The organism is Sulfitobacter sp. S190 (genome assembly GCF_025141935.1).
Taxonomy (GTDB): domain Bacteria; phylum Pseudomonadota; class Alphaproteobacteria; order Rhodobacterales; family Rhodobacteraceae; genus Sulfitobacter.
Window position 1 is genome coordinate 2,035,574 of the sequence record NZ_CP081120.1, and the last position, 21,807, is coordinate 2,057,380.

23 protein-coding genes and 1 tRNA gene are annotated in these 21,807 nt (G+C 59.0%); 3 read left to right on the top strand and 21 right to left on the bottom strand.

Annotation, left to right across the window (positions count from 1 at the left end):
* Window positions 1-16: 16 nt before the first annotated feature.
* On the bottom strand, window positions 17-892 hold the full coding sequence (locus K3756_RS10325; RefSeq protein WP_259987137.1) for a hypothetical protein: 876 nt from the start codon (window positions 890-892) through the stop codon (window positions 17-19).
* Window positions 893-1,014: 122 nt separating this feature from the next.
* Here K3756_RS10325 and K3756_RS10330 point away from each other — a divergent pair.
* Window positions 1,015-1,090 (top strand) — tRNA-Thr (locus K3756_RS10330).
* 86 nt (window positions 1,091-1,176) lie between these two features.
* Here K3756_RS10330 and K3756_RS10335 read toward each other — a convergent pair.
* Both K3756_RS10335 and K3756_RS10340 read right to left on the bottom strand, forming a co-directional pair.
* On the bottom strand, window positions 1,177-1,587 hold the full coding sequence (locus K3756_RS10335; protein WP_259987139.1) for a hypothetical protein: 411 nt from the start codon (window positions 1,585-1,587) through the stop codon (window positions 1,177-1,179).
* A complete protein-coding gene (locus K3756_RS10340; RefSeq protein WP_259987141.1) occupies window positions 1,584-1,862 on the bottom strand; it encodes a hypothetical protein in 279 nt (92 codons plus the stop codon). The genes K3756_RS10335 and K3756_RS10340 overlap by 4 nt, the downstream gene beginning before the upstream one ends.
* A 59-nt stretch (window positions 1,863-1,921) precedes the next feature.
* Here K3756_RS10340 and K3756_RS10345 point away from each other — a divergent pair, with 59 nt between their 5' ends.
* Window positions 1,922-2,575, top strand: coding sequence for a hypothetical protein (locus K3756_RS10345; protein ID WP_259987142.1), 654 nt, complete (start codon window positions 1,922-1,924; stop codon window positions 2,573-2,575).
* A 24-nt stretch (window positions 2,576-2,599) separates the two neighbouring features.
* On the opposite strand, the gene K3756_RS10350 is transcribed toward K3756_RS10345, so the two are convergent.
* The 10 genes from K3756_RS10350 to K3756_RS10395 all read right to left on the bottom strand — a co-directional run bounded on the left by K3756_RS10350 (window position 2,600) and on the right by K3756_RS10395 (window position 9,395).
* On the bottom strand, window positions 2,600-3,568 hold the full coding sequence (locus tag K3756_RS10350) for a hypothetical protein (RefSeq protein ID WP_259987143.1): 969 nt from the start codon (window positions 3,566-3,568) through the stop codon (window positions 2,600-2,602).
* On the bottom strand, window positions 3,565-4,233 hold the full coding sequence (locus K3756_RS10355) for a winged helix-turn-helix domain-containing protein (RefSeq protein ID WP_259987144.1): 669 nt from the start codon (window positions 4,231-4,233) through the stop codon (window positions 3,565-3,567). The genes K3756_RS10350 and K3756_RS10355 overlap by 4 nt, the downstream gene beginning before the upstream one ends.
* Window positions 4,234-4,260: 27 nt before the next feature.
* Window positions 4,261-4,974 carry a hypothetical protein gene (locus K3756_RS10360; RefSeq protein WP_259987145.1) on the bottom strand — a complete coding sequence of 238 codons (714 nt, stop codon included), beginning with the start codon at window positions 4,972-4,974 and terminating at the stop codon, window positions 4,261-4,263.
* The gene (locus tag K3756_RS10365; RefSeq protein ID WP_259987146.1) at window positions 4,958-5,752 is read right to left on the bottom strand and encodes a terminase large subunit domain-containing protein; all 795 of its coding nucleotides are present in this window, start codon (window positions 5,750-5,752) and stop codon (window positions 4,958-4,960) included. The genes K3756_RS10360 and K3756_RS10365 overlap by 17 nt, the downstream gene beginning before the upstream one ends.
* On the bottom strand, window positions 5,742-6,359 hold the full coding sequence (locus tag K3756_RS10370; RefSeq protein WP_259987147.1) for a hypothetical protein: 618 nt from the start codon (window positions 6,357-6,359) through the stop codon (window positions 5,742-5,744). Before K3756_RS10370 ends, K3756_RS10365 begins: the two co-directional genes overlap by 11 nt.
* The gene (locus tag K3756_RS10375) at window positions 6,356-6,619 is read right to left on the bottom strand and encodes a hypothetical protein (protein WP_259987148.1); all 264 of its coding nucleotides are present in this window, start codon (window positions 6,617-6,619) and stop codon (window positions 6,356-6,358) included. Before K3756_RS10375 ends, K3756_RS10370 begins: the two co-directional genes overlap by 4 nt.
* Window positions 6,612-6,992 carry a hypothetical protein gene (locus tag K3756_RS10380; protein WP_259987149.1) on the bottom strand — a complete coding sequence of 127 codons (381 nt, stop codon included), beginning with the start codon at window positions 6,990-6,992 and terminating at the stop codon, window positions 6,612-6,614. The genes K3756_RS10375 and K3756_RS10380 overlap by 8 nt, the downstream gene beginning before the upstream one ends.
* 167 nt (window positions 6,993-7,159) lie before the next feature.
* The gene (locus tag K3756_RS10385; protein WP_259987150.1) at window positions 7,160-7,780 is read right to left on the bottom strand and encodes a hypothetical protein; all 621 of its coding nucleotides are present in this window, start codon (window positions 7,778-7,780) and stop codon (window positions 7,160-7,162) included.
* Entirely contained in the window at window positions 7,780-9,126 is a 1,347-nt protein-coding gene (locus K3756_RS10390; RefSeq protein ID WP_259987152.1) for a DUF4055 domain-containing protein, read from the bottom strand. Before K3756_RS10390 ends, K3756_RS10385 begins: the two co-directional genes overlap by 1 nt.
* A complete protein-coding gene (locus K3756_RS10395; protein WP_259987153.1) occupies window positions 9,123-9,395 on the bottom strand; it encodes a hypothetical protein in 273 nt (90 codons plus the stop codon). The genes K3756_RS10390 and K3756_RS10395 overlap by 4 nt, the downstream gene beginning before the upstream one ends.
* Before the next feature lie 225 nt (window positions 9,396-9,620).
* On the opposite strand from K3756_RS10395, the gene K3756_RS10400 reads away from it, so the two are divergent.
* On the top strand, window positions 9,621-10,367 hold the full coding sequence (locus K3756_RS10400; protein WP_259987155.1) for a hypothetical protein: 747 nt from the start codon (window positions 9,621-9,623) through the stop codon (window positions 10,365-10,367).
* A 358-nt stretch (window positions 10,368-10,725) separates the two neighbouring features.
* Here the strand turns inward: K3756_RS10400 and K3756_RS10405 are convergent, their stop codons facing one another.
* The 8 genes from K3756_RS10405 to K3756_RS10440 all read right to left on the bottom strand — a co-directional run bounded on the left by K3756_RS10405 (window position 10,726) and on the right by K3756_RS10440 (window position 21,788).
* Window positions 10,726-13,806 (bottom strand): hypothetical protein, encoded by a 3,081-nt coding sequence (locus tag K3756_RS10405; RefSeq protein WP_259987157.1) that lies wholly within the window; start codon window positions 13,804-13,806, stop codon window positions 10,726-10,728.
* Between the two features lie 147 nt (window positions 13,807-13,953).
* Complete coding sequence (locus K3756_RS10410) at window positions 13,954-14,214, bottom strand: AlpA family transcriptional regulator (RefSeq protein WP_259987159.1); 261 nt, start codon at window positions 14,212-14,214, stop codon at window positions 13,954-13,956.
* A 146-nt stretch (window positions 14,215-14,360) separates the two neighbouring features.
* Window positions 14,361-15,521 (bottom strand): integrase family protein, encoded by a 1,161-nt coding sequence (locus K3756_RS10415; protein WP_259987161.1) that lies wholly within the window; start codon window positions 15,519-15,521, stop codon window positions 14,361-14,363.
* Between the two features lie 476 nt (window positions 15,522-15,997).
* Window positions 15,998-17,608 carry a long-chain fatty acid--CoA ligase gene (locus K3756_RS10420; protein ID WP_259987163.1) on the bottom strand — a complete coding sequence of 537 codons (1,611 nt, stop codon included), beginning with the start codon at window positions 17,606-17,608 and terminating at the stop codon, window positions 15,998-16,000.
* Window positions 17,609-17,748: 140 nt separating this feature from the next.
* Entirely contained in the window at window positions 17,749-19,212 is a 1,464-nt protein-coding gene (locus tag K3756_RS10425) for an aldehyde dehydrogenase family protein (protein WP_259987165.1), read from the bottom strand.
* On the bottom strand, window positions 19,209-19,673 hold the full coding sequence (locus tag K3756_RS10430; protein ID WP_259987167.1) for a potassium channel family protein: 465 nt from the start codon (window positions 19,671-19,673) through the stop codon (window positions 19,209-19,211). Before K3756_RS10430 ends, K3756_RS10425 begins: the two co-directional genes overlap by 4 nt.
* A gap of 79 nt (window positions 19,674-19,752) precedes the next feature.
* Window positions 19,753-20,199: a GAF domain-containing protein gene (locus K3756_RS10435; RefSeq protein ID WP_259987169.1), complete on the bottom strand. Its 447-nt coding sequence runs from the start codon at window positions 20,197-20,199 to the stop codon at window positions 19,753-19,755.
* The gene (locus K3756_RS10440) at window positions 20,196-21,788 is read right to left on the bottom strand and encodes an ABC transporter substrate-binding protein (RefSeq protein WP_259987171.1); all 1,593 of its coding nucleotides are present in this window, start codon (window positions 21,786-21,788) and stop codon (window positions 20,196-20,198) included. The genes K3756_RS10435 and K3756_RS10440 overlap by 4 nt, the downstream gene beginning before the upstream one ends.
* Window positions 21,789-21,807: the final 19 nt, after the last annotated feature.

Below are 21,807 nucleotides of genomic sequence, written 5' to 3' on the forward strand. Positions count from 1 at the left end.
CGCTTCCGTTTGGCACTCAAGCTTGCAGCACCCGCACCTGCGGCATTTGGGAAATCACCTCCAGATCGCGGTCGTAGAGATCGGTCAGCTCATCGACCAGCTCTTCGGTCCACCCCGGCATGTCCAGCTCTTCCTCGACCTTTTCGTCGATCGCATATTTGTCGAGAAACGCTGCAATGGCGCGGCGCTTCTGGTGCTCTGTCATGACCGGATGGTCCTTGAGATAGGCACGGAACCGCTTCATCCCCTCCGCCGTCATGATCGATGCCAGCAGATCGAACCCGCCAACGATCTTTTCGTTTTCCGGAATGAGCGCCATCTGCCGGATGATATGGGCCCAAATCAGCGGAATATCCTCGTTGCACCATACGGTCAGACGCGCGTCGGGCACCGCCTCGCTGATCAGGCCGATCGTTTCGGACCAGCGGATGTCATGCGGGCGCCGCCCACCCCAAAAGGCGGTATCCTCCTGCTGGTTGGCCTTTGAGTAGAGCAGTGGAAGCAGCCCTGCCGGATTGCGGATCGCCATGAAAATCTCGATCTGGTCCGTGGGGAAAAGCTGTGCCATGCGGGCCATGCGGACCGGTGCCGCAGGATAGAGCACTCCCCCCTGCATGGCGGTGCGCGGTGTGCGGAAGAAATGCGGATCCGACAGGATCACCCGCTCGGCAGTGTGGTCGTCGAGGATGGCGTCAACAAGAACATCGCGCGCGCCCTCGGACGCGGGCGTGTTTTTCATCGCGTTCAGCGTGTCGCGCAGGATTCCGCGGTATTTGCTGGGCCCGGGCACCGCCACGCCGCGCTTCGCGAAATCCTCGGCATTGCGCAGCAGGCATTTCATCAACCGTTCGTCCTCGGTGAAATGTACGCCTGTATGCAGGACCAGTTCCATGTCGCGATGCCCTTCTTATTGTCGGGGTTTTCTACCTAAATACGGGGCGGGTGTAAAACGTGATGAAAGGTCAAAAAAGTCTCTTGCGTGCGGCGCAGGAAGCCATTAAACGACCGCCCAGTGCCCCTATAGCTCAGCTGGTAGAGCAACTGATTTGTAATCAGTAGGTCCGCGGTTCGAGTCCGTGTGGGGGCACCATTTTTATTATATATATCAATAAGATGAGAGCCGCCCGCCAAGGCGACCCTCGTTGTTCTGGTAGGCTCCGCAACAATTCTACAACATTAGTCAGCTTCGCCTTCGGAATCGCGTTGTGCGAGTTCATCGTAACGGTCTTTGGCGTAGCGATAAGAAACGCCGTCAAGCTGTTCATGCCAGACTCCGATCAGGAAGCCAGAGTCGTAGTGCTTGTCCAAGATGCGCTTGGCTTCTTCGATCTCTGACAACGCTTGCGCGTCAGTCATTGGTGGCTTTTCGCGTAGGTCTTCTAGGATGTCCGATAGCAGCGAGGCCAAGTCATCGAGCTTGCTCAGTGTCGGCTTGTGATGAGCCAACACTTCCAGCAGGTCTTGGTCAAAGCCGTCAGCCAAGTTGATGGCGTGGCCATTTGACTCTATCGTGGCTTCGCACCAGTTGTCGGATTCCTCCACGATCTGCATTGCAGCCTTGAGGATTTTTGCGTTGTGAATGCTCATGCCGCCACCATCTGTTTGAGCAGTTCGACACGCCCGTCATATGCGCGCTGCATTTCGCGCAGCTCCTCCGCCATCACTTCGATTGCGCTGACAGCGAAGCCGAACTCCTTGCTTGCCATCAGGATCGACAGCACTTCCTTGTCGTCGGGGTCTTGTGGGCAGAGTTTCTGACCGGCGACCATTACGCGGATCGAACAGAAGCTGATTTCTGTCTCGTCAGGGTGCGTCGCGAGAATCGCGAGGGCGCGTTGGAGATTGTGATCGTGGTTTGCCATTGTGTTTGTCCTTTCATGGCTCATTGTGTGGGTAGTGAGCCTGTTATGAAGGGAAGCGCATGAGGAAGCCTGTCTGCCCCGGTGACATCAAGGCTAACAGCCCGGAGGCCGAAGACATCGCCATCGGACCAGAGGAGATGAAACAGGCCATCCAACTAGGAATTGTTCCTGATGAGTTAATCGAGGCTGGCAGGCCTTACGTCACACACGCTGAGATGGACCTCTACGGCATGAAGGATGAGGCAAACTTCATGTCCCTCGGCTTGACAGCTTGGCGCGCAATAGCGTTCGCCTTGGAAAAGGACTTGGCGCTGCCGAATTGGGTGTGCCAGTATTTAAGGAATGTAGCCGAAGGTATCGACCATTGGGCGATCCTGAACGAGCATCCCAGCGCGTTGAAAGATGTTCTAGGGCTACATGGAACGCGAAAGTACGAGCAGGAAAACGAAACTAGCGACCCTAGGTGGATTTTCGCGACGATCTCTCGAATGAAAGAAAACGACCCGTCCAAGTCAGTGACCGATCTTTGCGGCGAATACCTCAAGCAGTATCCAAAGCTAAGCTACAGCGACGAAGCAATAAGGCAGAAGTATTACGAAGGCAGAAAGCTTGCGGAAACCGGCGAGGACTACAAAGGCCGTGGCCGGAAGAAGGAGATTCAGACCACGCCGATGGTTGGTGTTGAGCGGGATGAGCCAGACATCGACTTTTGATCCCGGACATTCTGCGTTTGAACCCTAGCCCAACAACGAAAGCAAGGTTGCTTTGATCAAGTCGTATGCAGCTCCGAGGACGACTGCCGAACCCACAGTTGCCGCGACTCCGCGATGGATGAATGCGCCCAACCGACTGCGCTTGTAGTATTCCATCGGTGGAAACAACCAACGAACGTATTGGAACACGAACCGAGCGAGCAGCAGCGTCAGCAGTATCGCATAGACGCCAAAGACGACGTTCAGGAATACTGACTGACTGTCCAACCATGTCGCGAGGCCCGATCCTTGCTTATAGAAAAGCCAGATCGTTGCCGGCAGAAACAGCAGATAGATGAAATAGTCGTAGGTGCCAGACCCGTGAATGATCGGGCGCACCGCCTTCCGTTTTCTTAAGAAGTCCTCGATCTTTTGCGCCGTGGAGATCACCCAATCCTCGTCACGGCCCGCGACGTTTATCACGCTACGGTTTTCCGTCGGGTTAGATGGCAACGTCTGAAGATCGAACTTCAAAGACGGCTTGTCGAACCCAAGAAACATCTCCACCGTATTTAACGGCCTCAAGTTGATCGAGCGCTCCGCAAAAGAGGCGTTCGAAGCAAAAACTGACTTAAGTTCGTCAGGGAACGCGCGCTCATCAGTTTTCGGAATCCCAAGCCCTTGCACGGAATCACCATTGGCCGCGGTGTAGTTGTACTCAACCGGCATAACCTCATTGACGCGCTGCTGCGCCTGCTCCGGGCTTTCAAACTTGCTAAGATCGAGTTTTCCGTACTCAAGCTGCTTCGCCTTCTCGTTGGCCTCCGACAGCAATTCGCAGAATTCTTTGAGGTCTTCTGCCGACAAGACAAGGTTAGTCGGGAACAAGTCGCGTCGATATAACGGCACCCGCACCGGATCAGTCGGCTGCACCTGCTGTGGCCCTTGCGCGTCGATGGCTTCCGGCAGGTTGCCGGGCGCGTCGGTCCGCAAGTTCTCGGGGGTGTCAGTCATTTATTCACCTGCTGAACGACGAAAGCGCGCCCTGCATCCGACAACTCCCACACGCCGCGCGGGGAATCGTCCCGAAACAGACCTTCCTTCACAAGGTCTGAACGCTCCCAGCAGGTAGCGTTCCACCAGCGTTCTTCGCCCGTCGAAACGGCTTCGAAGTCGTCCTCGGTCAGCCGCGCCTTCATGGCGGGCAGCATCTTGTCGCGAATGTCTTTCACCTCAGCCGAGCCGCCAAGTTCGAGCAGCACCTTCATGAGCGGAAGTCGGAAGTCACGCTGGGGCGTCTTGTTACCACGACGGCGCGTCTTCTTGGGCTTCGGGGCGGCAGGCTTGACCCCTTTCGACTTGTCCAAGGCGTCGAGCGCGAGCCGCACGACATCCTCCGCCGTGTCCTCAAGGGGACGGGCGTGGGTTTGAAGGCGGGCGAAGGTGGCGTCTGAAATACGGATAACAGGCATCATGGCAATCTCCGGGTTGTGGCGATTACCTTGTAACAAGGTTACATTTTCAGTCAATGCGAAAATGTTGCCCGGCCAGCGCGCGTCTAAGGCGCGTCGCGGGCTGGCAGGCGCAATGATGCCCAAAATATCGAGACACCCGTCAGCGTGCGATTTTTCGGGGGTGTTTGCCCGCGTCTCGTGCGCAATGGCAGGCGCGACGGCCACGAGCGCGACGACAGCGCGGGATTTCTTCTACCAATAGCCCTTGAGCGGGGCCTCCCCGATGTGCGCCCCGACGCTGCGATGATCGGACAGCCACAGGGCCAGCGAAGCGGACACGGCGAGGTCTGCGTGGCCGAACTTTGTGCCGCCTTCGATCCGCACGCGCCCGGTCGATCCCACGTCAGCCTCGAAGCTCTCAAGCTCTTGACGCATGAGGTCGCGGGCCTCGAAGTTGCCGATGGACAGGTCGCCGGTGTGGATGGCCGAGTTCAGCGCCGAAAGCAGCCGCGTGCGGCCCACGTTGTTGAAGGTGCGCCCGCGTTCCTTCGCTTCCGTCTCGTTCTCACCGGCCACCATCTGAACGCGGGTGTGCTGGACCGACTTCGAGTCGAGCAAATCACAAAACGCACGGCCAACCCCGGAGGAATCCACCACGAGATAGGCGCGGCCTGCGATGGACGGGTCCATCATCAGGTTCCGAGTCACGATGGCGAGGTCTGCGTAGGACATGGCGGGCAGATGATCCGCCCGCACGATCTCCCGGCGGCGCTTGGTCAATTCCTGCCGTCCGTTGGCATCGTAGAACGGCACTCGCTCGTCGAGCAGTATCGAATAGGCGTTCCGGTCCTGCGCCTGTGCAATGTCGAGGCCCACGAGGAAGCGGCGATAGCCTTTGACGATCTCGACCGCCGGATCGGCGTTTGGCAGGATCAAGTCCTCGCCCTTTTCAACCAAGCCCTGCATAGAGGTCTCCTAGCCTAAGTTGCGGTGTGTCGGTGAAGGCGGCAGCGATGGCCGCCGAGTCAAAGAACTGCTGTCCCCGCCCCATCCAGTTCAGACCGTGTTCAACATCGAACTCGAACTTGGACAGCACCTTTCGCTGACGCGCGACCAGCTTCGCCATGCGCGGCAGATCAAGGGAGCAGGCGCGGATGCGTTCGACTTCGGGATACATCTCCCAATCGCTCCACATCTCATAGGCCTTGCCCGATTTGCCGCCGGGTGTGGTAATCAGGATCGTCTTGGCGTTGTCCTCGGCAATCGAAAGCGTCGAGCCGAAAACATCATCAGGGATGAACGCAGCCTCGTCATAGATCAGCAGGCCATTTTTGACGCCGTAGCCACGGGCCTGTTCACCGTTTTGACCCGCCGAAACGCAGACCACTGACGAGCCGTTTTTCAGGTGCAATTCGGTCATGGTGCGCCGCTTGGCTTCGATAGGCAGCCCCATCTTTTCCCAAGTGAACGCGATCTTGGCGAACAGCAGTTGAGACTGTGGCAGTGTCTTTGAAAGGATGATTACCTGATGGTCAGGTTTGGACAGTTCCTGGCCTGCCATGACGCCCACGGTTGTCGATTTGCCGATCCGCCGCGACGCCAGCACCATGATGATGTCCGACGCGGAATTCATCAGCTTGCGCTGCCAATCGTCGGGCGGGCCTGCGACGACCCGCTCAAGCAGCAGCTCCGGCCTTATCCGCTCATTCAGCGTGCGGAGGAAAAGGCCAAGGTCATTCGACATTGAGCGGAATCCGCCGGTCAGTGACAACCTGATGGAAGGTCTCGAACGCCTCTGGGTGCGCATGGAAAACAACCCACAACACGTCCATCAGTTTTTGCACGTCGGGGTGCTCGTTCAGACCCAGCACAATGGTCGTCTTGTCGCGCAGGTTTGAATAGACCTTGAGCAGGTTTTCGTAGGATTTGTTCTGATCCCGCAGCAACTGCATCATCGGAGTCAGCACGTCGAACAGGTTGTCGCCGCCTTCTGCCACCATGTCGTTGAGGGCGCGATACAGCCGCTTTTGCTCCTTGAGGATGCCCTCAATGCCGCCTTCGATCTTGTCTTGAGCGCTGTTCACTTCCTGATCGAGCGAGGTGGCGTCCAGCTTGTTCGCCTCCACCAGTACGATCTTCTCGACCTCAGGCGTAATGAACCGCTTTCGGAACCGCGTCAGGCTTTCGAGATCGACGCAGCACCTTTGGGCAATCTCCTTGAACTGGCGGCGACGCAGCACGCAGTCGAGGACAACCTCAACCACGTCCGACCGGGCGCGGATCGTGGAACGGCGGCCATTGCCCGATTCCACGGGCAAGGCCTCCTTGATGCGGTCGTAGTTGATGGTCATGCAGCGGCCCGCCAGCCTGTTGCCGTGCGCCCGGCCAGTTCGACCATGTGCGGGGCCATCCGGCCAATGACGCGCCGCGCATCCCGGCCATAGATCGCGTGATCGGCAACGTCGCGGATGAAGTCGGGTTCTTCTGCCGAGAACAGGCAGTCAAGAATGGCGTTGCGCGCGAGGGTCACGTCGAACTCCCGCACGGTACGATAGATGCCCGACAGGAACTCGCGGGCGGTGGCGTCTGCCGCCTTGTCGAGATCAGTCATCGGAAACGATCTCCAAAGTGGTGCCGACCTTCTCGGCCTGCGCCTTCGCGCGGCGATAGAGTGCGGCGTCACGGGCCTGCACGCGGGTCAGACGGATCGGTTCGGGCGACAGGGCATCTTTGATCGACGCCGGGTCGCCTTTGCGTTCGAGCAGTGTCTTGAATTGCCCAGCCTCGGCCTGCTCCTTCGCGGCGGCTTCCGCTGCGGCCCGCTTCTGATCCTTGATCTCGTCGAGCATCTTTTCGGCATTGGTTTTCAGCCCGCCGATTTGATCTTCGATCTGCTTCGAGACCTGTTCCGTCAGCGCCTCAAGCAGCTTGGGCGTCGCCTTCTCGATAAATTGCTCCATCAGGCGGTCGTTGTCCTCAGACATGTGCATCTCCTTCACGTTCGCACAAAAAGAAAGGCAGACCCGGAAGCCCGCCTTTCTCCTGAACGTGAAGATCTGCGCGACGCCCGGTCTGCGTGATCACAATAAGTGACTGCTTTTGCTCAATAAAGATCAGTATCAGGTGCTATGGGAGAAAGACCTAAAGTAGGTCAAGCAGCCGCCAGAACGTAGGTGTGGTTTTCGTCGTTTCTGACGATCTCGCCCTTGTTGATTGCGTTGGCGAGAACCTTGCGGATTGCAGCATCGCCAAATTCACCATCGGTGGCGTGGATCAAATCCCTGAATTGCCGGGGCTTCGACAGCAGCGGAAGGACCGCAGAGCGGACGGTTGAATAACTCGCTTTTACCCGGCGAGGCCGAGCCGTCTGTTTGCCAGCCTGTCGCTTGGTCCGCTGCTCCTGCGCTCGTGCAGGTGCGCTCTGTTCCGCTGCCCACAATACGCGGGCCGCGTCGATGCCACCGAAGGTGCTGCGATGATCTGCGCCGACGATCTCAGCCCCAGCCAGCACGCGCAGGATATTTGACCGCAGGTCGTCTGCATCGAGGCCAGCCGCGTCGCAGAAATTGCGACGGGACTCCGCCCACGCGCCGTGCTCCCGTGTCAGGAAGTAAAGCGCCTCCCGCCGCGCAAGCTGGGCCTCATCCTGTTCGGAGGCCGGGATGACCTTGCCGAACAGATCGAGGACCGACCGAGCGATGGCCGCCCGATAGAGAGCCTGCGCCCCGTCAGGCCGCGAGGCGTGAAGGCCATAGTCGGGGTCGATCAGCATCAGACATCCCGCGTGCCGATGATCGGAGAAATGTCGCCCCCGTCCTCGTCGATCATGTCGCGCTCGTCCTCCCAAGACCGATCTGCCCGCACGATCTCGCCCCTTTGCAGGTTCTCATGGAGCGAGGCGCGGCTGATGATCCCCGACAGATACAGCTTCATCTGCTGCTCGATCATCTTCGGCTCCATCGCGCTTTCGATGAAGTCCCGCGATAGGGTCACGGAGGCCTCGTTAGTATCATCACCTACCCATTCAGCAGCAAGGCGCAGCAGGCGGTTCAGGCCAGCCTCGACGGACACGACGACGCCATGCAGGAGCGCAAGCTCTGACCGCGTGCGCTGTGTCGCCGTGCCAAGCGTTTCGTTGCGGTTGACGGTGGACGATAGCATCCGAGCGCCGAGCGAGATCATCGTTTCGGATTTCTCCTCCATGATCTCCTTCATTGCCGCGACTCCGGCCCCCGTGAATTCCAGCATCCCCACTTCGGTGCCTTCGGGCAGCGTCCAGACAGCGCCCGATCCGATCTGCGTTGGCACCTTGTTCGCCGGGATCGACCCGGCCACCCAAGGCGTCGGGCTGGCCGTCAGGAAAATGGCGTGTTCCCGATCCGCGCTGTTCTTGAAGTGCGAGATCGCCACCTTGCAGAGCGACAGGAACGGCGGGCTGACATGCTCCGGGCGCAGGCCTTCATGGCTGACCATCAGGAACGGGATATAGTCGAGCGGCTTGCCATTGATCGTCGGGATATGGTTCTCGCCCACATCGACACGGGTTTTGTGCTGATCCCGGATGAAGCGGCGGAACTGATAGACACCGGCCTCAAGGATCAATTCATAGGTAACGTCCGACCCCTCCCAATCCTCGTCCGAGGCCAGATGCACACGCGTCAGCACCTTCCGCCCGTCAACGAAGCCCGTGGAGAAATCTTCGATGGTTTCGGCTTGGAAGGTTGAGATATGCGGCACGGCATTTGCGCTTGCGCCATCTGCCGGAAAGTCGAGCAGGATGCCGAAACGCCCCATCGTCGCGACCTCGCGCACCATATCCTCGACGAGCACCTGCATCGGCGCGTTCTCATAGGTCGCGTTCAGGCGCATTGGTTCTAGGCGCGGCGGCAGCATTATCACGGGGTCTTTGCGCAGGGCCAGCCCGACGAGGGCGCGGAGTGTCATTTCCGGCGCTCCGTAGAAGCAGGCCCGGTCGAGATAGTGGGTGTAGTTCTGCGCCGACATGCCGTCAGGTTTCGGGACATACAGTTGCCCCTGATCCTTCACGGCGTCCTCGCCGTCGAGGCAGTCGCGGATAAGGTGATACTGCGCTTGCAGGCGGTCCCAGTGCTTGCTCATTCCGCTGCCTCAAGCACGAGCGCGAGTAGGTGCCGATAAGGCAGTTCGAAACGACCCCCGCCTGCGTGAACGCGCAGGCCATCGCGTCCGCGGTCGATCATGACGGCATCGACCGACACATCGCGTTGCTCCGGGTTGAGTAGCAGTTCACGCAGGCCTGATTGCAGGGCCGGTTTCGAGATTGGGATTGAAAAGGCGGTTGAGGAGGAAACGGTTTTCTGGGCAAGTGTGCAGGCCGCGTCACCATCCGCGGTGAAAGTGATTTGCATGGGTTGATGCTTTCTTTGTGGGTGAACGGCCATCCGAAAGGAACGTCGCGCGAAAGATGGCCGTTCAGGAGAGCCAAGCCGCGCATATCGAATGTGGACGGATGCCGCCGGGGCGCTCAACTTGTGTTTGAGGTGTTGCGGAGGGTTGCGGCTGATAATATCAGGTGGAGGCGGTCCATCCGCGATTAATCAAGATCATGACATTCCGCTTGAGAAAGAAAATCCATGAAAACTAAGGCGTTTTGGAGGTTTACGCAGAGGATTGGCTACTATGATAGTGACATAGAATTGTGTGATCTTTTGGTTGCAGCTTATATGCAAAGAGCAAATTCAGGCGACGACATTGCCGTAGATTTGGGTGCCACGGCAGCTTCGCATCCAGTACTTGCCGGAAGACCCAATACGCTCGCATCTCGAAGGACAACGGGCAATCATTTGCGCACTACAGTTGCCGCCGCCTACATTAAAGACCTCTACGAAGATTTCTCAGAGTATTTAGCTGAGATTATGGCAAAGGCAGCATTGAAGGGCATTAACCCTGGTCAGTTTGTTGGTGATGTAAAGTTTGACATCCAAGCCAAGGATATTCTCGCGGCTGGTAGTTGGGATAACGTAGTCAATCAAATTTCAGAAGGGATTTTTCGCAAACTCGAAAACGAGAAGAGTACGCGGGATTTGGTGCGAAAAGCTAGCATCCGCCTTGGCTTAAATATCAACAACGCCCTCCTAGATGGAGCGATGCCTTACCTTGATGCTCGACATATCCTTGTCCATCGAGACGGAAAAACTGATCAGAGGTATCGTGATGCTTATCCAGCCGTTCGATTGCGGTCACAAAAGATAATAACTGACTTATTATTCGCAAAAGACGCTAAGACTGCTGTCAGAGCACTGGCCGATGACATTGATGCAAAGATGATTGCTGCTGGTCTAATACGGCCGCAAGACATCAATGGAAATGCTGCCGGGTGAGTTAGATCGGGGCCGGTCGCAGATTATTGCTCAGATATTTCCGAGTGTGGGGCCGGGTTTCCACGTCAGCAGCAGGGGGTTCCAAAAGGTGCCGGTGTGTATCTGCGACTCGGTCGCAACTGGATGTTGCAGCGTTGTTGCAGAGCCTGACCAACCGCTTGAGGTGCCACGGCAATTCACCGGCGGAATTGATCGGTGATCAATTGGTCGGGCGCAAAGTATGTCAGCATTGTTGACGCATCACGGATAGACCGCTCCGAGTGACACTTGCAGCACGTCCGCAGCGCAACATCACGGGCAGCAAGTTAAACGTGCGAACTCGTTAATATAGAGCTATACTATTAACTGTTTCGCACGTTTAAAACTGCCACGGCCATGCAGCCCGCGCGCCCTGCGCCAACTGCCCAATGTCCACGGCATCATCCCCCGGCTCAAGCGTCACATCGCCCACAGGCATCGCACCATCATCGTCGATCCATGCCTCGCGCTCGAAGGCCTCACGCAGCACGTCCACTGCATCTGGCTCAACGAGCCATCTGTTCTGCTCGATCAGCGCCTTGAACTTGGCCTCGTCGTCATCCTTGCGCAGCCTTGGCACGCGCTGATCGACCATCCCTAGCCGTTCCAGCGCATCCCAGCCCTGCCAGCCCGCGACGAAGACCCGTGACCATTGCCGTTCACCATCGAAGCGCACCTCTGCGAACTCGGCCCTGTTCTCAATCGCCCACTGATACACATCACCGACCTGATAGCGGAACGAAGACTTCGGCGTATCCGCGAACTTCGCGAACAGGCGTTTTGCCAGCCCCCAAGAAGTCGTCCGAACAGGCGCGACCTTGTAGGCCAGTTCATCCGGCAGCAGATCGTCAAACCGGATCACTTCGTCGACCTCCAACGGCAGCGGCGTGCTGTTCAGGATCGTGATCTTAGCGGCCTCGCGGACGTAACGGGTCCGCGCTACCGCCTGCAAGATTGCGCCCTCGCAGATCGACCACCGGACAGCTTCGCAGCGCGGATCAGGATGACGCTCTGTCCACGCCATGCCCTTCTCGCCGACATAGGCGATCTTCTTCTTCGGATACCATGCGCCAATACTGGTGATGGGCTGGCCGTTCTGCCAGACCGCGCGGGCAATGTCCTCGACCACATACGGCAAGGGCAGTGGACGGCCTAGAATGAACGCATCCTGTCCGCGCCATTCATCGACACCTTCGACCCCGTTGAACCAGCCCGTGACCTCGTCGCCCAATTCAGCAACACCTTTGAAGGTGAACAGATTTTCATCGCCAACGATCTTGGCAACATCGGCACGGAACTTCGCGGCTGCGGCCTTCTTTGCGGTGTTGGTCTCGCCATATTCCTCCTCGCGGTCGCCGGTGCCGTAGAGCAGCGCGGCCTTCGAGCCAGGTGCATTGGCCTGCCGAACGACTGAGTTATCGTGCTTCTGCACGTCGATCTCGACCCATTCATCGACATGGAAAAACTGTTCGATCATGGCCCGGTCCATCGTCGCGGACATTAGGACCGTTTGCACCTTCACCCGGCCATCATCATCAACCGGCAGCGCGTTGACGATGGAGGCCCAGTTGGTCAGTAGCTTTTTCTTGTCCTTCGAAATACGGATGCGGTTCAGGGACCGGGCTTCAAGGCAATCGCGCAGGCGACGCCAGACGCTTTCATACTTCCACCAGTGGCGGTCATAGGCTTGAGCCGCCTTGAGGCTCTGCTCGTCGTCCATGTCCGGCGTCACATCGACCTGCGGCTTGAGATCACCCTCGGCCTTGATCAACTCGGCGCAAATGTCCGGCGTGAACCCGGCCTCGTCCAGCGCATCAATGGACAGCCCGCCCTGCACAACCTGATAGAAGCGCAGCAGCCAGTTACTCATGTCGTGCCGGGTCACGTCGCAAAGCTCTTTGATCTCGACAGACCCGTGATGCAGCAGCGAAGAGATCGGGTCTTCGTCGATCACCACCACATCGACTTGTCGGCGGTTCTCGTTGCTTTCACCCTCGGCCTGCAACGACAGAAACTCATGAGGCCTGATACGCAGATCGCAGGACTTCGAGCGGGCCTTGATGTCTCGCCATGTGCAGGTGTTGAACGCGGGGCAATAGCCCAACGTATCGTTACCGCACAGGACCGCCGAAACGTCCAAGACGACCCCGTTTAGTTCCTTCGCGGCCTCATGCTTGAAGCAGACCGGTTTGCCACCCACTTCCTGACTGCGCCCCTTCTCGACAACAGCATCAAGACCTTCGGCCTGCGCCTTTGCGGCCAGTTCGTCGCCAAGCCGGTGGGTCGGCACATAATAGTCGGCCATGAACACGAAGCCGAGTTCATCCATATACCGTTTTTCAACGCCAAGCTGACGAAGCGCAGCCGTTGATTTACCGCCGCCTGCCGTGATCCGTATTCCAGTCAGTCGCGGCCTGTCACGATCCCCGATAGCGCGGCGCATCACGTCAGCCAGCCGGGTTTGCGCCTCGTCGAGTGGCATGGGGTCATACTGCTGGCGGAACGCCCGTGTCGTGCGACGAGAGCCTTTCACGCCGGGGAATTTCTTGCGGGTGTATTGCTCGCCAAACTCGCGCCGATCCTTAGCCGGGACATTGAGCCGGTCATATTCAGCCGACAGCGCCTGCCATGCTTGCACCCATGACGCATCAGACCCGTTCGCATCGCGGTATTGCCGCCAGAAGTCGAAGACAGAGTTGTGCCGCTCGCCATCTTGCCAGTGCAGGGTTGGCTTGCCGCGCCGTCCGGTGACGGCAATTTCTACCATGTCTTCGGGCGCAGAAAAGGTCTCAGGGGTCTTGTCGCCTTCGACATAAAAGGCGCGGACCGGGTGCGGGTTGTCGATGCCACGCAGATCGGGACGAGACGTGAAGACAAAGCCGCCAAGATGGTAGATCGACGTATCGACCCACTTGCGGAACAGGCCTTTGCGCAGCGAAATCTGCTCGTTGAGTGCGATGGCATATTCGTTCTGATCTGCCACCGTCAGGCTGATGCGCCAAATCACACGCAGCCGCCAGCCCGCCTTGATCCCGGCAGACGGCGAGAAGTAATAGACGAACTCCTTGCCACGCAGAAACGGGAACAGATCGTAGATCGCGTCTTCCGCCGTGCCGTCAAACTCGAAGCCGTCCACATCGGCAAAGAACAGGTCATAGCGACAATCGTGGTATTCGTCTCCGCTATGCCCCTGCCGCTCTGACTTTGGTTCACCAAGAACAATTGTCGATAGCGGATCATTCGATTGCTTTTCGAGGAAGTCCCGCAATTGGGCGAGATCGTCCGCATCATAGTGCCATAGGTCAAATTCGTTCCAACGCTGGAAACCTTCTTCGGTCTCCAATCGCTTCGGACCATCTGGCCCGGCCTGATAGACCTTACGGAGTTCAGGCCCTGTGCTGGTGGCTAGGTGTATTCGCATCTGCTTCTTTCACACAGACGCTACTACCTTGTTTTTCAGTCGGATTCTACCAAAGCGTGTCTTATAAGCGAGTTGTTGATGCGATGGGTTCGCTTGCTTTGATGGAAATGACTGAGGGACGAGGTGTAGCGGCTTCGTCCCTCTTTTTCAGTTCACGCGGTGAGAACGCGCCCATTCGAGAACGTCCTCCCGATCATACAGGATTGTCCGGCTGGAAATGTGCAGGAACGGCGGGCCGCTTTCGGCACCTGCGTTGCGTTCCTTGCGCCAGAGGTAGAGCACCTCCTCGGAGCGGTTCAGGTATTCCGCACATTGCGCAGGCGTCATGAGATCAGGCAACGCCTGCTTGACCTGCAAGCCGCGCAGTTCGTCGAGCAGCGCACGGATTTCTTGTGTGAGTTCGTCCATCGACAGGTTCCTTCACGTTCAGATTAGACGCAGGCCTGTTGATGTGCTGGCGGATGCCTTCATACGATCCGCCACCAGCCCCTGATGGATCGAATATGGTCACGCCGGTTTGTTCAGCCGCACAGCGGCACCGACGCGCCCTGACATTAGCGCCTGCCGCCGATCTGGACAACATTCGAAGAAGGTACTGACCCGCATTCCACCTCAATTTGTTTCGCGATGGCGTTCGCATGTCGGTGCGAGGCCGAGCCTTGGTCGTAGATACCCTGAACACCTTTTTCCACGTCGCCGCGCAGTTGGTCGATAACGTAGGCTGGCAGATCAGCGCGGCGGGCGGCAGTGGTGAACAAGCGGCGGCAGTCATGTGGACGCAAGACAATCTTGCCATTTGACAGTCGATCCGGGTGGTAGATGTGCTTCTCGGTATCGTGCTGCGGGAAAACCCATTCGCTGTGCTTCGGCAGCGCCTCAAGCAAGGCGACAACGCGGTCAGCAAGGGGGAACATACCCACGCGCCCATTCTTCAATCGTGCAACCCGGAGCTTGCGTGCTGTGAGGTCAATATTCTCCCAGCGGAGTGAGATCACGTTCCCGGCGCGCAGGCCTGTGAAAAGCATCAACTCAAAGGCCGCACCGATAATCTGGTTGGAGGCCTTTTTCGCCTCAATTAGATCAAGGGCAGGCCACCGTTCATCCGCATCGAACTTGACCGAATTGTCGGGCTGGTAGGTCTTGGTATCGACTTTGAGATCATCCGCGACGTTGAAGCAGCGGCGGACGGCGGCGGCTCGTTTAAACGAGGTTCGAATGATCTGGGCCAGATGCTTCTGAGTGGCGACGCCTTTGTGGCGCATGACCGCTTCCTCAAGGTGATCGAGCGTGATGTCTTCGATCTTCATCTTGAACAACTCGGCCATGTTGTTACTTACCTGTGCCCGATATTCACTCTTTGTTCTTTCAGAGGCATTGGAACGGTTGATATGGGATTCCAGCGCGTCGCCTAGAGTATGAATGCCCGTTGATGCAGCGTCCGTTCGGGTCGTCACTGCCGCCATCTTTTTCTTGGCCTCGTCACGCGCGGCAAACACCGTAGGCAGGTCGGGCCATGAACCTAGGGTTATGGAGCGCAGTTTGCCGTCGATGCGCTTCGACAAAATCCACGTCTTGGTTGTGGCACCGACAGCAAGCCGGATGCCGCGTGCGTCAGGATCAGATTTAATAGTGAGGTCGGAATACATGGTCGTCTTGCCGGGGGTCGGTTTGATCTTGGCGACTTCCGGGCGTTTGGTCAGGTCATGGTTTGGCATTGCTCTACAACATCCTCTGCAACATTCAGTAACGGCATACTACGGTATACAACCATAGGTTGACCACTTTTTTTTGTTGTAGAACAGTGCTTTACCTGATTTTTATGACGTATTCCGGCGAAGCCGGTATCAACGGTGATTTCTTTGTAATCAGTAGGTCCGCGGTTCGAGTCCGTGTGGGGGCACCACTTCTTCTCCCTAGATTGACACTAGCCTCGTACGGCTTGACACGTCTTTACAGGCTATAGTCATGGCGTTTTTGCAATTCGGCTTTTGGCGCTGTTTGAAGCTGCCTCAAAGAGTTCCTGTCAGCGATGGCTCTGGCAGCAACCGTCGTAGTCCGGTCATTTGCGCTGAACCTATCGACTGTGTGGGCCCTGAACGCACGAGAACAAACCTGTCTTCGCGCCGTGAGCCTTTGCAGTGTCCAGACCGCCGTGCCAGCCGTATCGGAAGATAAGGCTGGCCGCCGCTTTTCATGCGATCAAGCAATCCCCGTACACATCGCGCAGCTTGTTCTTTTGCACTTTACCGGTGGACCCGATGGGCAATTCATCAACAAAGATCACCTTGTCCGGCACCTGCCAGCTGGGCACCTTGCCCTCGTAGAACGCCAACAAATCCGCTTCATCGACGTCGGTGGCTTTCATCACGAGAAGAACGGGGCGTTCATCCCATTTTTCGTGTCGCGCGGCGATGGCCGCGGCATTTGCCACGCTGTCATGGCTGATGGCGATATTCTCGAGCGTCACGGTCGAAATCCACTCACCGCCCGATTTGATGATATCTTTGGATCGGTCACGGATGATCATGAAGCCTTCGTCGTAGATGGTCGCCACATCGCCCGTATCGAACCATCCGTCAGCGGTGAGCGCGCTCTGATCCTTTCCGAAATAGCTGTCGAGTATCCAAAGGCCGCGGATTTGCAGATCGCCCTGAGCCTCGCCGTCATGCGGTAAGGCGGTGCCGTTTTCGTCGACAATGCGCAGATCGACACCGTAGGGCGGCCGCCCCTGCCCCAACCGGATCTTGTCCTGCGCCTCCTTGCTGAGCGCCTGATGACGCTGCAGCAGCTGGTTCATTGACCCCAGCGGGGACGTTTCCGTCATGCCCCACGCATGGATCAGATCGACACCGTATTCGGCAAACTTCGGGATCATCGACGGCGGCAGCGCCGATCCCCCGACTACAGTGCGCGTCAGGCTGGGCACCTTGCTGCCCGTTTCGGCCAGCGCCCCCAGCAATCCCATCCAGATCGTCGGCACCCCCAGCGCCAGTGTGACCTCGGCCGCGTCAATCAGATCGACAAGGCTTTTCCCGTCGAGATTCGGGCCCGGAAGCACAAGTTTGCAGCCCGTTCCGGCCGCGATATAGGGCACGCCCCATGCGTTGACGTGGAACATCGGAACCACCGGCAGTACCGTATCCTTGGCCGAGATCGCGATGCCGTCCGGCTGGTTGCCGCCCAGCGAATGCAAAACGGTCGAGCGGTGCGAATACAATACGCCCTTGGGGTCGCCCGTGGTGCCCGAGGTATAGCACAGGCTGGATGCGGATTTTTCGTCCAGATCGGGCCAGTCTGCGGAGGCGTCACCAGTCGCGATCAGTTCATCGTAGAAAACCAGACCGTCAAGCATCTGCGCCTGTTCGTCATTGCGCGGCCCCATCAGCACGATATGCTTTACCGTCTTGAGATGCGGCGCCAGTTTGGCGGCTGCCGGCAGGAAGGTCGCATCGATGAACAGCACTTCGTCGGCGGCGTGATTGATCACATAGATCATCTGCTCGGGGCCCATGCGCGGGTTGATCGTGTGGCACACCATGCCCCCGCCCGCCACGCCGAAGTAGATTTCCAGATGCCGCCGGTTGTTCCACGCGATCGTACCGCAACGCGCGCCCAGTTCGATCCCCTGTTTGTGCAGGGCATCGGCCAGACGGTGGGCATTTGCGCCGATTTCGGCCCAGCTTGACGTTTCGGTGCCGCCCGATGTTTCCACCGACACGATTTCGCCCGCCCCGTGGAAACGTGCGGCGTGGTCGATAAGGCTGCCGATGGTCAGCGGCAAGTGCATCATTTGTCCCAGCATGGGGATCCTCCCGGTTGTTGTCTGCGCCGTGATCCTGTCCGCACCCTCCCCGGCGCGACCGATCCTGCGACCTTGTGGAAAAATGTGGCCCAATCCGTCGGGGCCGTCCAGCGCAATTGCGCAGGCTCACGCCGGGGCAGCTATCCGTGGGCGGCGGCGACGGTCTTGAGGCTTGTGAACGCATAAAGTGCTTCGAACCCCTTTTCGCGGCCATGGCCGGACAAACCGCGCCCGCCGAAGGGCAGCTCGACACCTCCCCCGGCCCCGTAATTGTTGATGAAAACCTGACCTGCGCGCAGCGCTTTCGCCATGCGCATCTGGCGCGCGCCGTTTGCGGTCCAGACCGCCGCGACCAGCCCGTATTCCGTCCCGTTCGCGATTTCGACCGCATGTGCCTCGTCATCGAAGGGTATGATGACCTGCACAGGCCCGAATATCTCCGATTGCGCGAGCGGATGGCCGGCGGGCACGTCATCAAACAGATGCGGAGCGACGTAGGCACCGCCCGCGGGGGCGCCCGTAGCGATTTCACCTCGTGCCGCAACGCTCAGATCGCCGCCTTGCTGCAAGAATGTCTCGACGATCTGTTTTTGGCGCGATGACACGAGCGGGCCGAGTGCCAGATCATCCAAGGCAGGCCCCGCCCGTAATTCACGGTATCTGGCGGCCATCATGTCGCGCACGCGCGCGTGCACATCGCGGTGCACAAGAATGCGAGAGGAAGCCGAACAGGTCTGGCCGGCGTTCTGGATGCCCGCGCCCACCAGAAACGGCAATGCCGCGTCAAGATCGGCATCCTCGAACACCACCTGCGGCGACTTGCCCCCCAGCTCGAGCGTGACGGGCACAACGTTGCTGCCTGCCGCCTGCTGTACCAGCCGACCGGTGTTGACGGACCCGGTGAACGACAAATGATCGATCCCCCGATGGCCCGCAAGCGCCGCGCCCGCGTCCTGCCCCAGCCCCGGCACAACATTCAAGGCCCCGTCCGGCAGACCGGCCTCGCGCGCCAGTGCGGCGAAGGCCAGAGCGGTCAGACAGGCCTCCTCGGCGGGCTTGAGCACGGTCGCGTTGCCGGTGGAAAGCGCCGCCCCGACCGACCGGCCGATGATCTGCATCGGGTAGTTCCACGGGACAATATGGCCTGTGACACCGTGGGGTTCGCGCAGGGTATAAACGGTATAGCCGTCCTGATAGGGGATCGTCTGGCCATGCAGCTTGTCGGCCGCCCCGGCATAAAATTCCATATAGCGGGCCAGAGCCACAACATCGGCCCGCGCCTGTGCAAGCGGTTTGCCGACATCCAGCGCCTCGAGCCGTGCAAGCGTGTCGATATGTGCCATCACTAACGCGCCGAGGCGGGACAGCACACGCCCCCTTTGCAGGGCAGTTGTCCGACCCCAGTCATGCTCGAACGCGTGTCGCGCCGCGGCCACTGCGAGATCGATGTCTGTCGCACCCCCGGCGGCGATTTCGCACAGCGTGCTGCCGTCAGACGGATTTATCAGCTCCAGCCGACCACCACCCGCGGGGGCCTGCCAATGCGCCCCGATGAGGCAGTGGTCAGTGGCGATATCAAAGGCGGCAAGCACGTCAGATGTCATCGCGGCTTCCTTGACTGGCGTTGCAGATCCGGATCGCCGAAGTCTGGCTCGGGCATCATCCGCGTGACAAGACCGATCAGAAACGCCGTGCTGATCGCAAAGGCCAGCAGCCCGGTGATCGCCGCGAAGGTCGCGACAATGCGGTAGTCCGGCCCCAGCACGATATCGCCGTAGCCCAGCGTCGTGTAGGTCACGATCGAGAAATAGACCGCCTCGTTCAGGTCGGGCAATGCGTCCTTGGCCAGCCAATAGGCGGCCCAGATCCAGATCTGCAGGGTGTGGGCAAGGATGATCGCGCCCAGCATGCCGCCAAGCAACAGCAGCCTGCGCCCGTGGCCCCGACGCACACCCAATAGAAGTATCGCGCGGATTGTCGCGGGCGCCGCGAAAAACAGCACCGTGACGTGCAGCATACAGCATCCCATCAGAAACAGGCTGCCCAAGATGATCTGTCCCAGCATGGAGGTCCTCGCAAAGCGGTGAGCGATCGCAGACACCATTGCACCTGCCCGCGCGGGGCGCAATCACGGGTCGTGGCGGCTAGTCGTGCAGGTCGACCTGTGCCATGGCGGCCAGAATTGCGGGGCGGTGCGTGGCGATGCGCGTCTGGATTGCCGCGACCCGATCGCGCGTGAAATACCCCGCAACATCGAGAATGTTTATCGTTCCCGTCACCTGACCATCCGCCCCCCGCAGCGGCACGTTCAGCGCAGATTGACAGCCCAGGCTTTCGATCAACGCGTGGTCGGCGAAGTATGTGGCGAACTCCTCCACCGAATTGGCGACAAAAGTCTGGCCCTCTTCGATCACCATGCGGGTCCAGTCGCCCTGGGCCATCGGTTTGGTCCCGGACACGGGGTAGTCGACAGGATGCGAGCTGTAGGCCCGCCGTGCAAGTCCCGCCTGCCGATCCAGAACCGTGGCCGTGAACAGCCGCCCGCCCAGATTGGCGTGCAGCCGGTCAAACACATCCGTCCAGTGCGTCATTCCTTTTCGACCAACCGGTAAAAGACATAATCCGATGTCGCCCCGTTCACGAACCCCTGCACATTGTCGCGCATCGCCACCTGCTTGATCGCCTGAAACATGATGACAAACGGTGCTTCGGCCTGCGTTGCGCGTTGCAATTCCATGTACATCTCCAGCCGCTTGTCCGCGTCCTGTTCGGCCAGTGCGGCGCGTGTCATCGCGTTCATGTCCTCGGGCGGCATCCACGCATTGCGCCATGTGGTCGTGGAAGCGTATTTGTCATCGGCGTTGTCGGCATTGTAGGCGAATGCCTTGGCGTTGGAGTGCGGGTCCATGAAATCGGGGCCCCAGTAGAGCAACATCGCCTCATGCGTGCGGGCGCGGTATTTGGTGATGACCTGAGCCCCCGTGCCGGCGACGATTTCGAGGTCGATGCCGCCTTGCGCAAAGGACGATTGCAGCGACTGGGCCATATCGACGAAAGGATTGGCCGATATCACATCCAGCGTCACGTTGATCGGCGTCTGCACGCCGGCGTCAGCGAGGATCTCGCGCGCTTTTTCGGGATCAAAGCTGAAGGGGGTGTCTGTCAGCGCACCGGGAAAGCCTTCGGGCCAGAAGGCCTGGTGGATTTCCATCTGCCCTTTCAGGAGCGTATCGGTCATGCCCTTGTAATCCACCAGATAGCGCGCGGCCTCCCACACGGCGGGATCGGTCAGCGCGTCGACCTTCTGGTTGAACGACACCCAATGAACGGCGGCTTGCGGATAGGTCTCGACCCTGATGTCCCCTTCACCCGATAGACCGCTGATCTGGTTCGGATCGAGGTTCTTGGCGATATCGACGTCCCCCGCAACAAGCTGCAGGCGTTGGGAAGCGCCTTCGGGCGTATGCTGGATGATCACCCGCTCCATCTTGGGGGCGCCCTGATAATACTCGGGGTTTGCACCCAGTGACAGGATCTCGGCCGGTCTGTAGGTCTTCAGAATGAACGGGCCGGTGCCCGCCGAATTCCTGTTCATCCACGCATGGCCCATGTCCCCGTCGACCTCATTGGCCATCACGGTCTGCATATCGACGACCGATGCGGGGCGTGCGGCCAGTACGTTCAGGACGAACGACGGGGCAAAAGCGCCCTCATAGCGCACGGTCACGGTATTGCCGTCCACCTTGACCATGTCGCGGATGTTGTCCTTGGTCCAGCCAAGCTGCGTCAGGATAAAGCTCGGCGCCTTGTCCAGCGCGACCACCCGCTCCCAGGATCCAACGACGTCTTCGGCCCGCAGAGGATTGCCCGAATGAAAGGTCACCCCGTCGCGCAGCGTGAAGTTGACCGTTTTGGCGGCGGCGTCCATGGTCCAGTCGGTAGCAAGTGCGGGTGCGAGCGTGGTGGTGTCCTGTGCCCCGTACCGCACCAGAGTGTCGTAGGTGTTGGCGACATATTCACCGGAGCTGAATTCATAGGCAGACGCAGGGTCGATGGTTACGATGTCGTCGATATTCTGGGCAACCACCAGCATGTTCGGAGGTGTCTCGGCCTGTGCAGGTGCTTGGGCCAAGGCCACCGCCAGCACGCCGGCCGTAACGAGAGAGGTAAAATAGCTCATTCTTCTTCTCCTTGTTGGG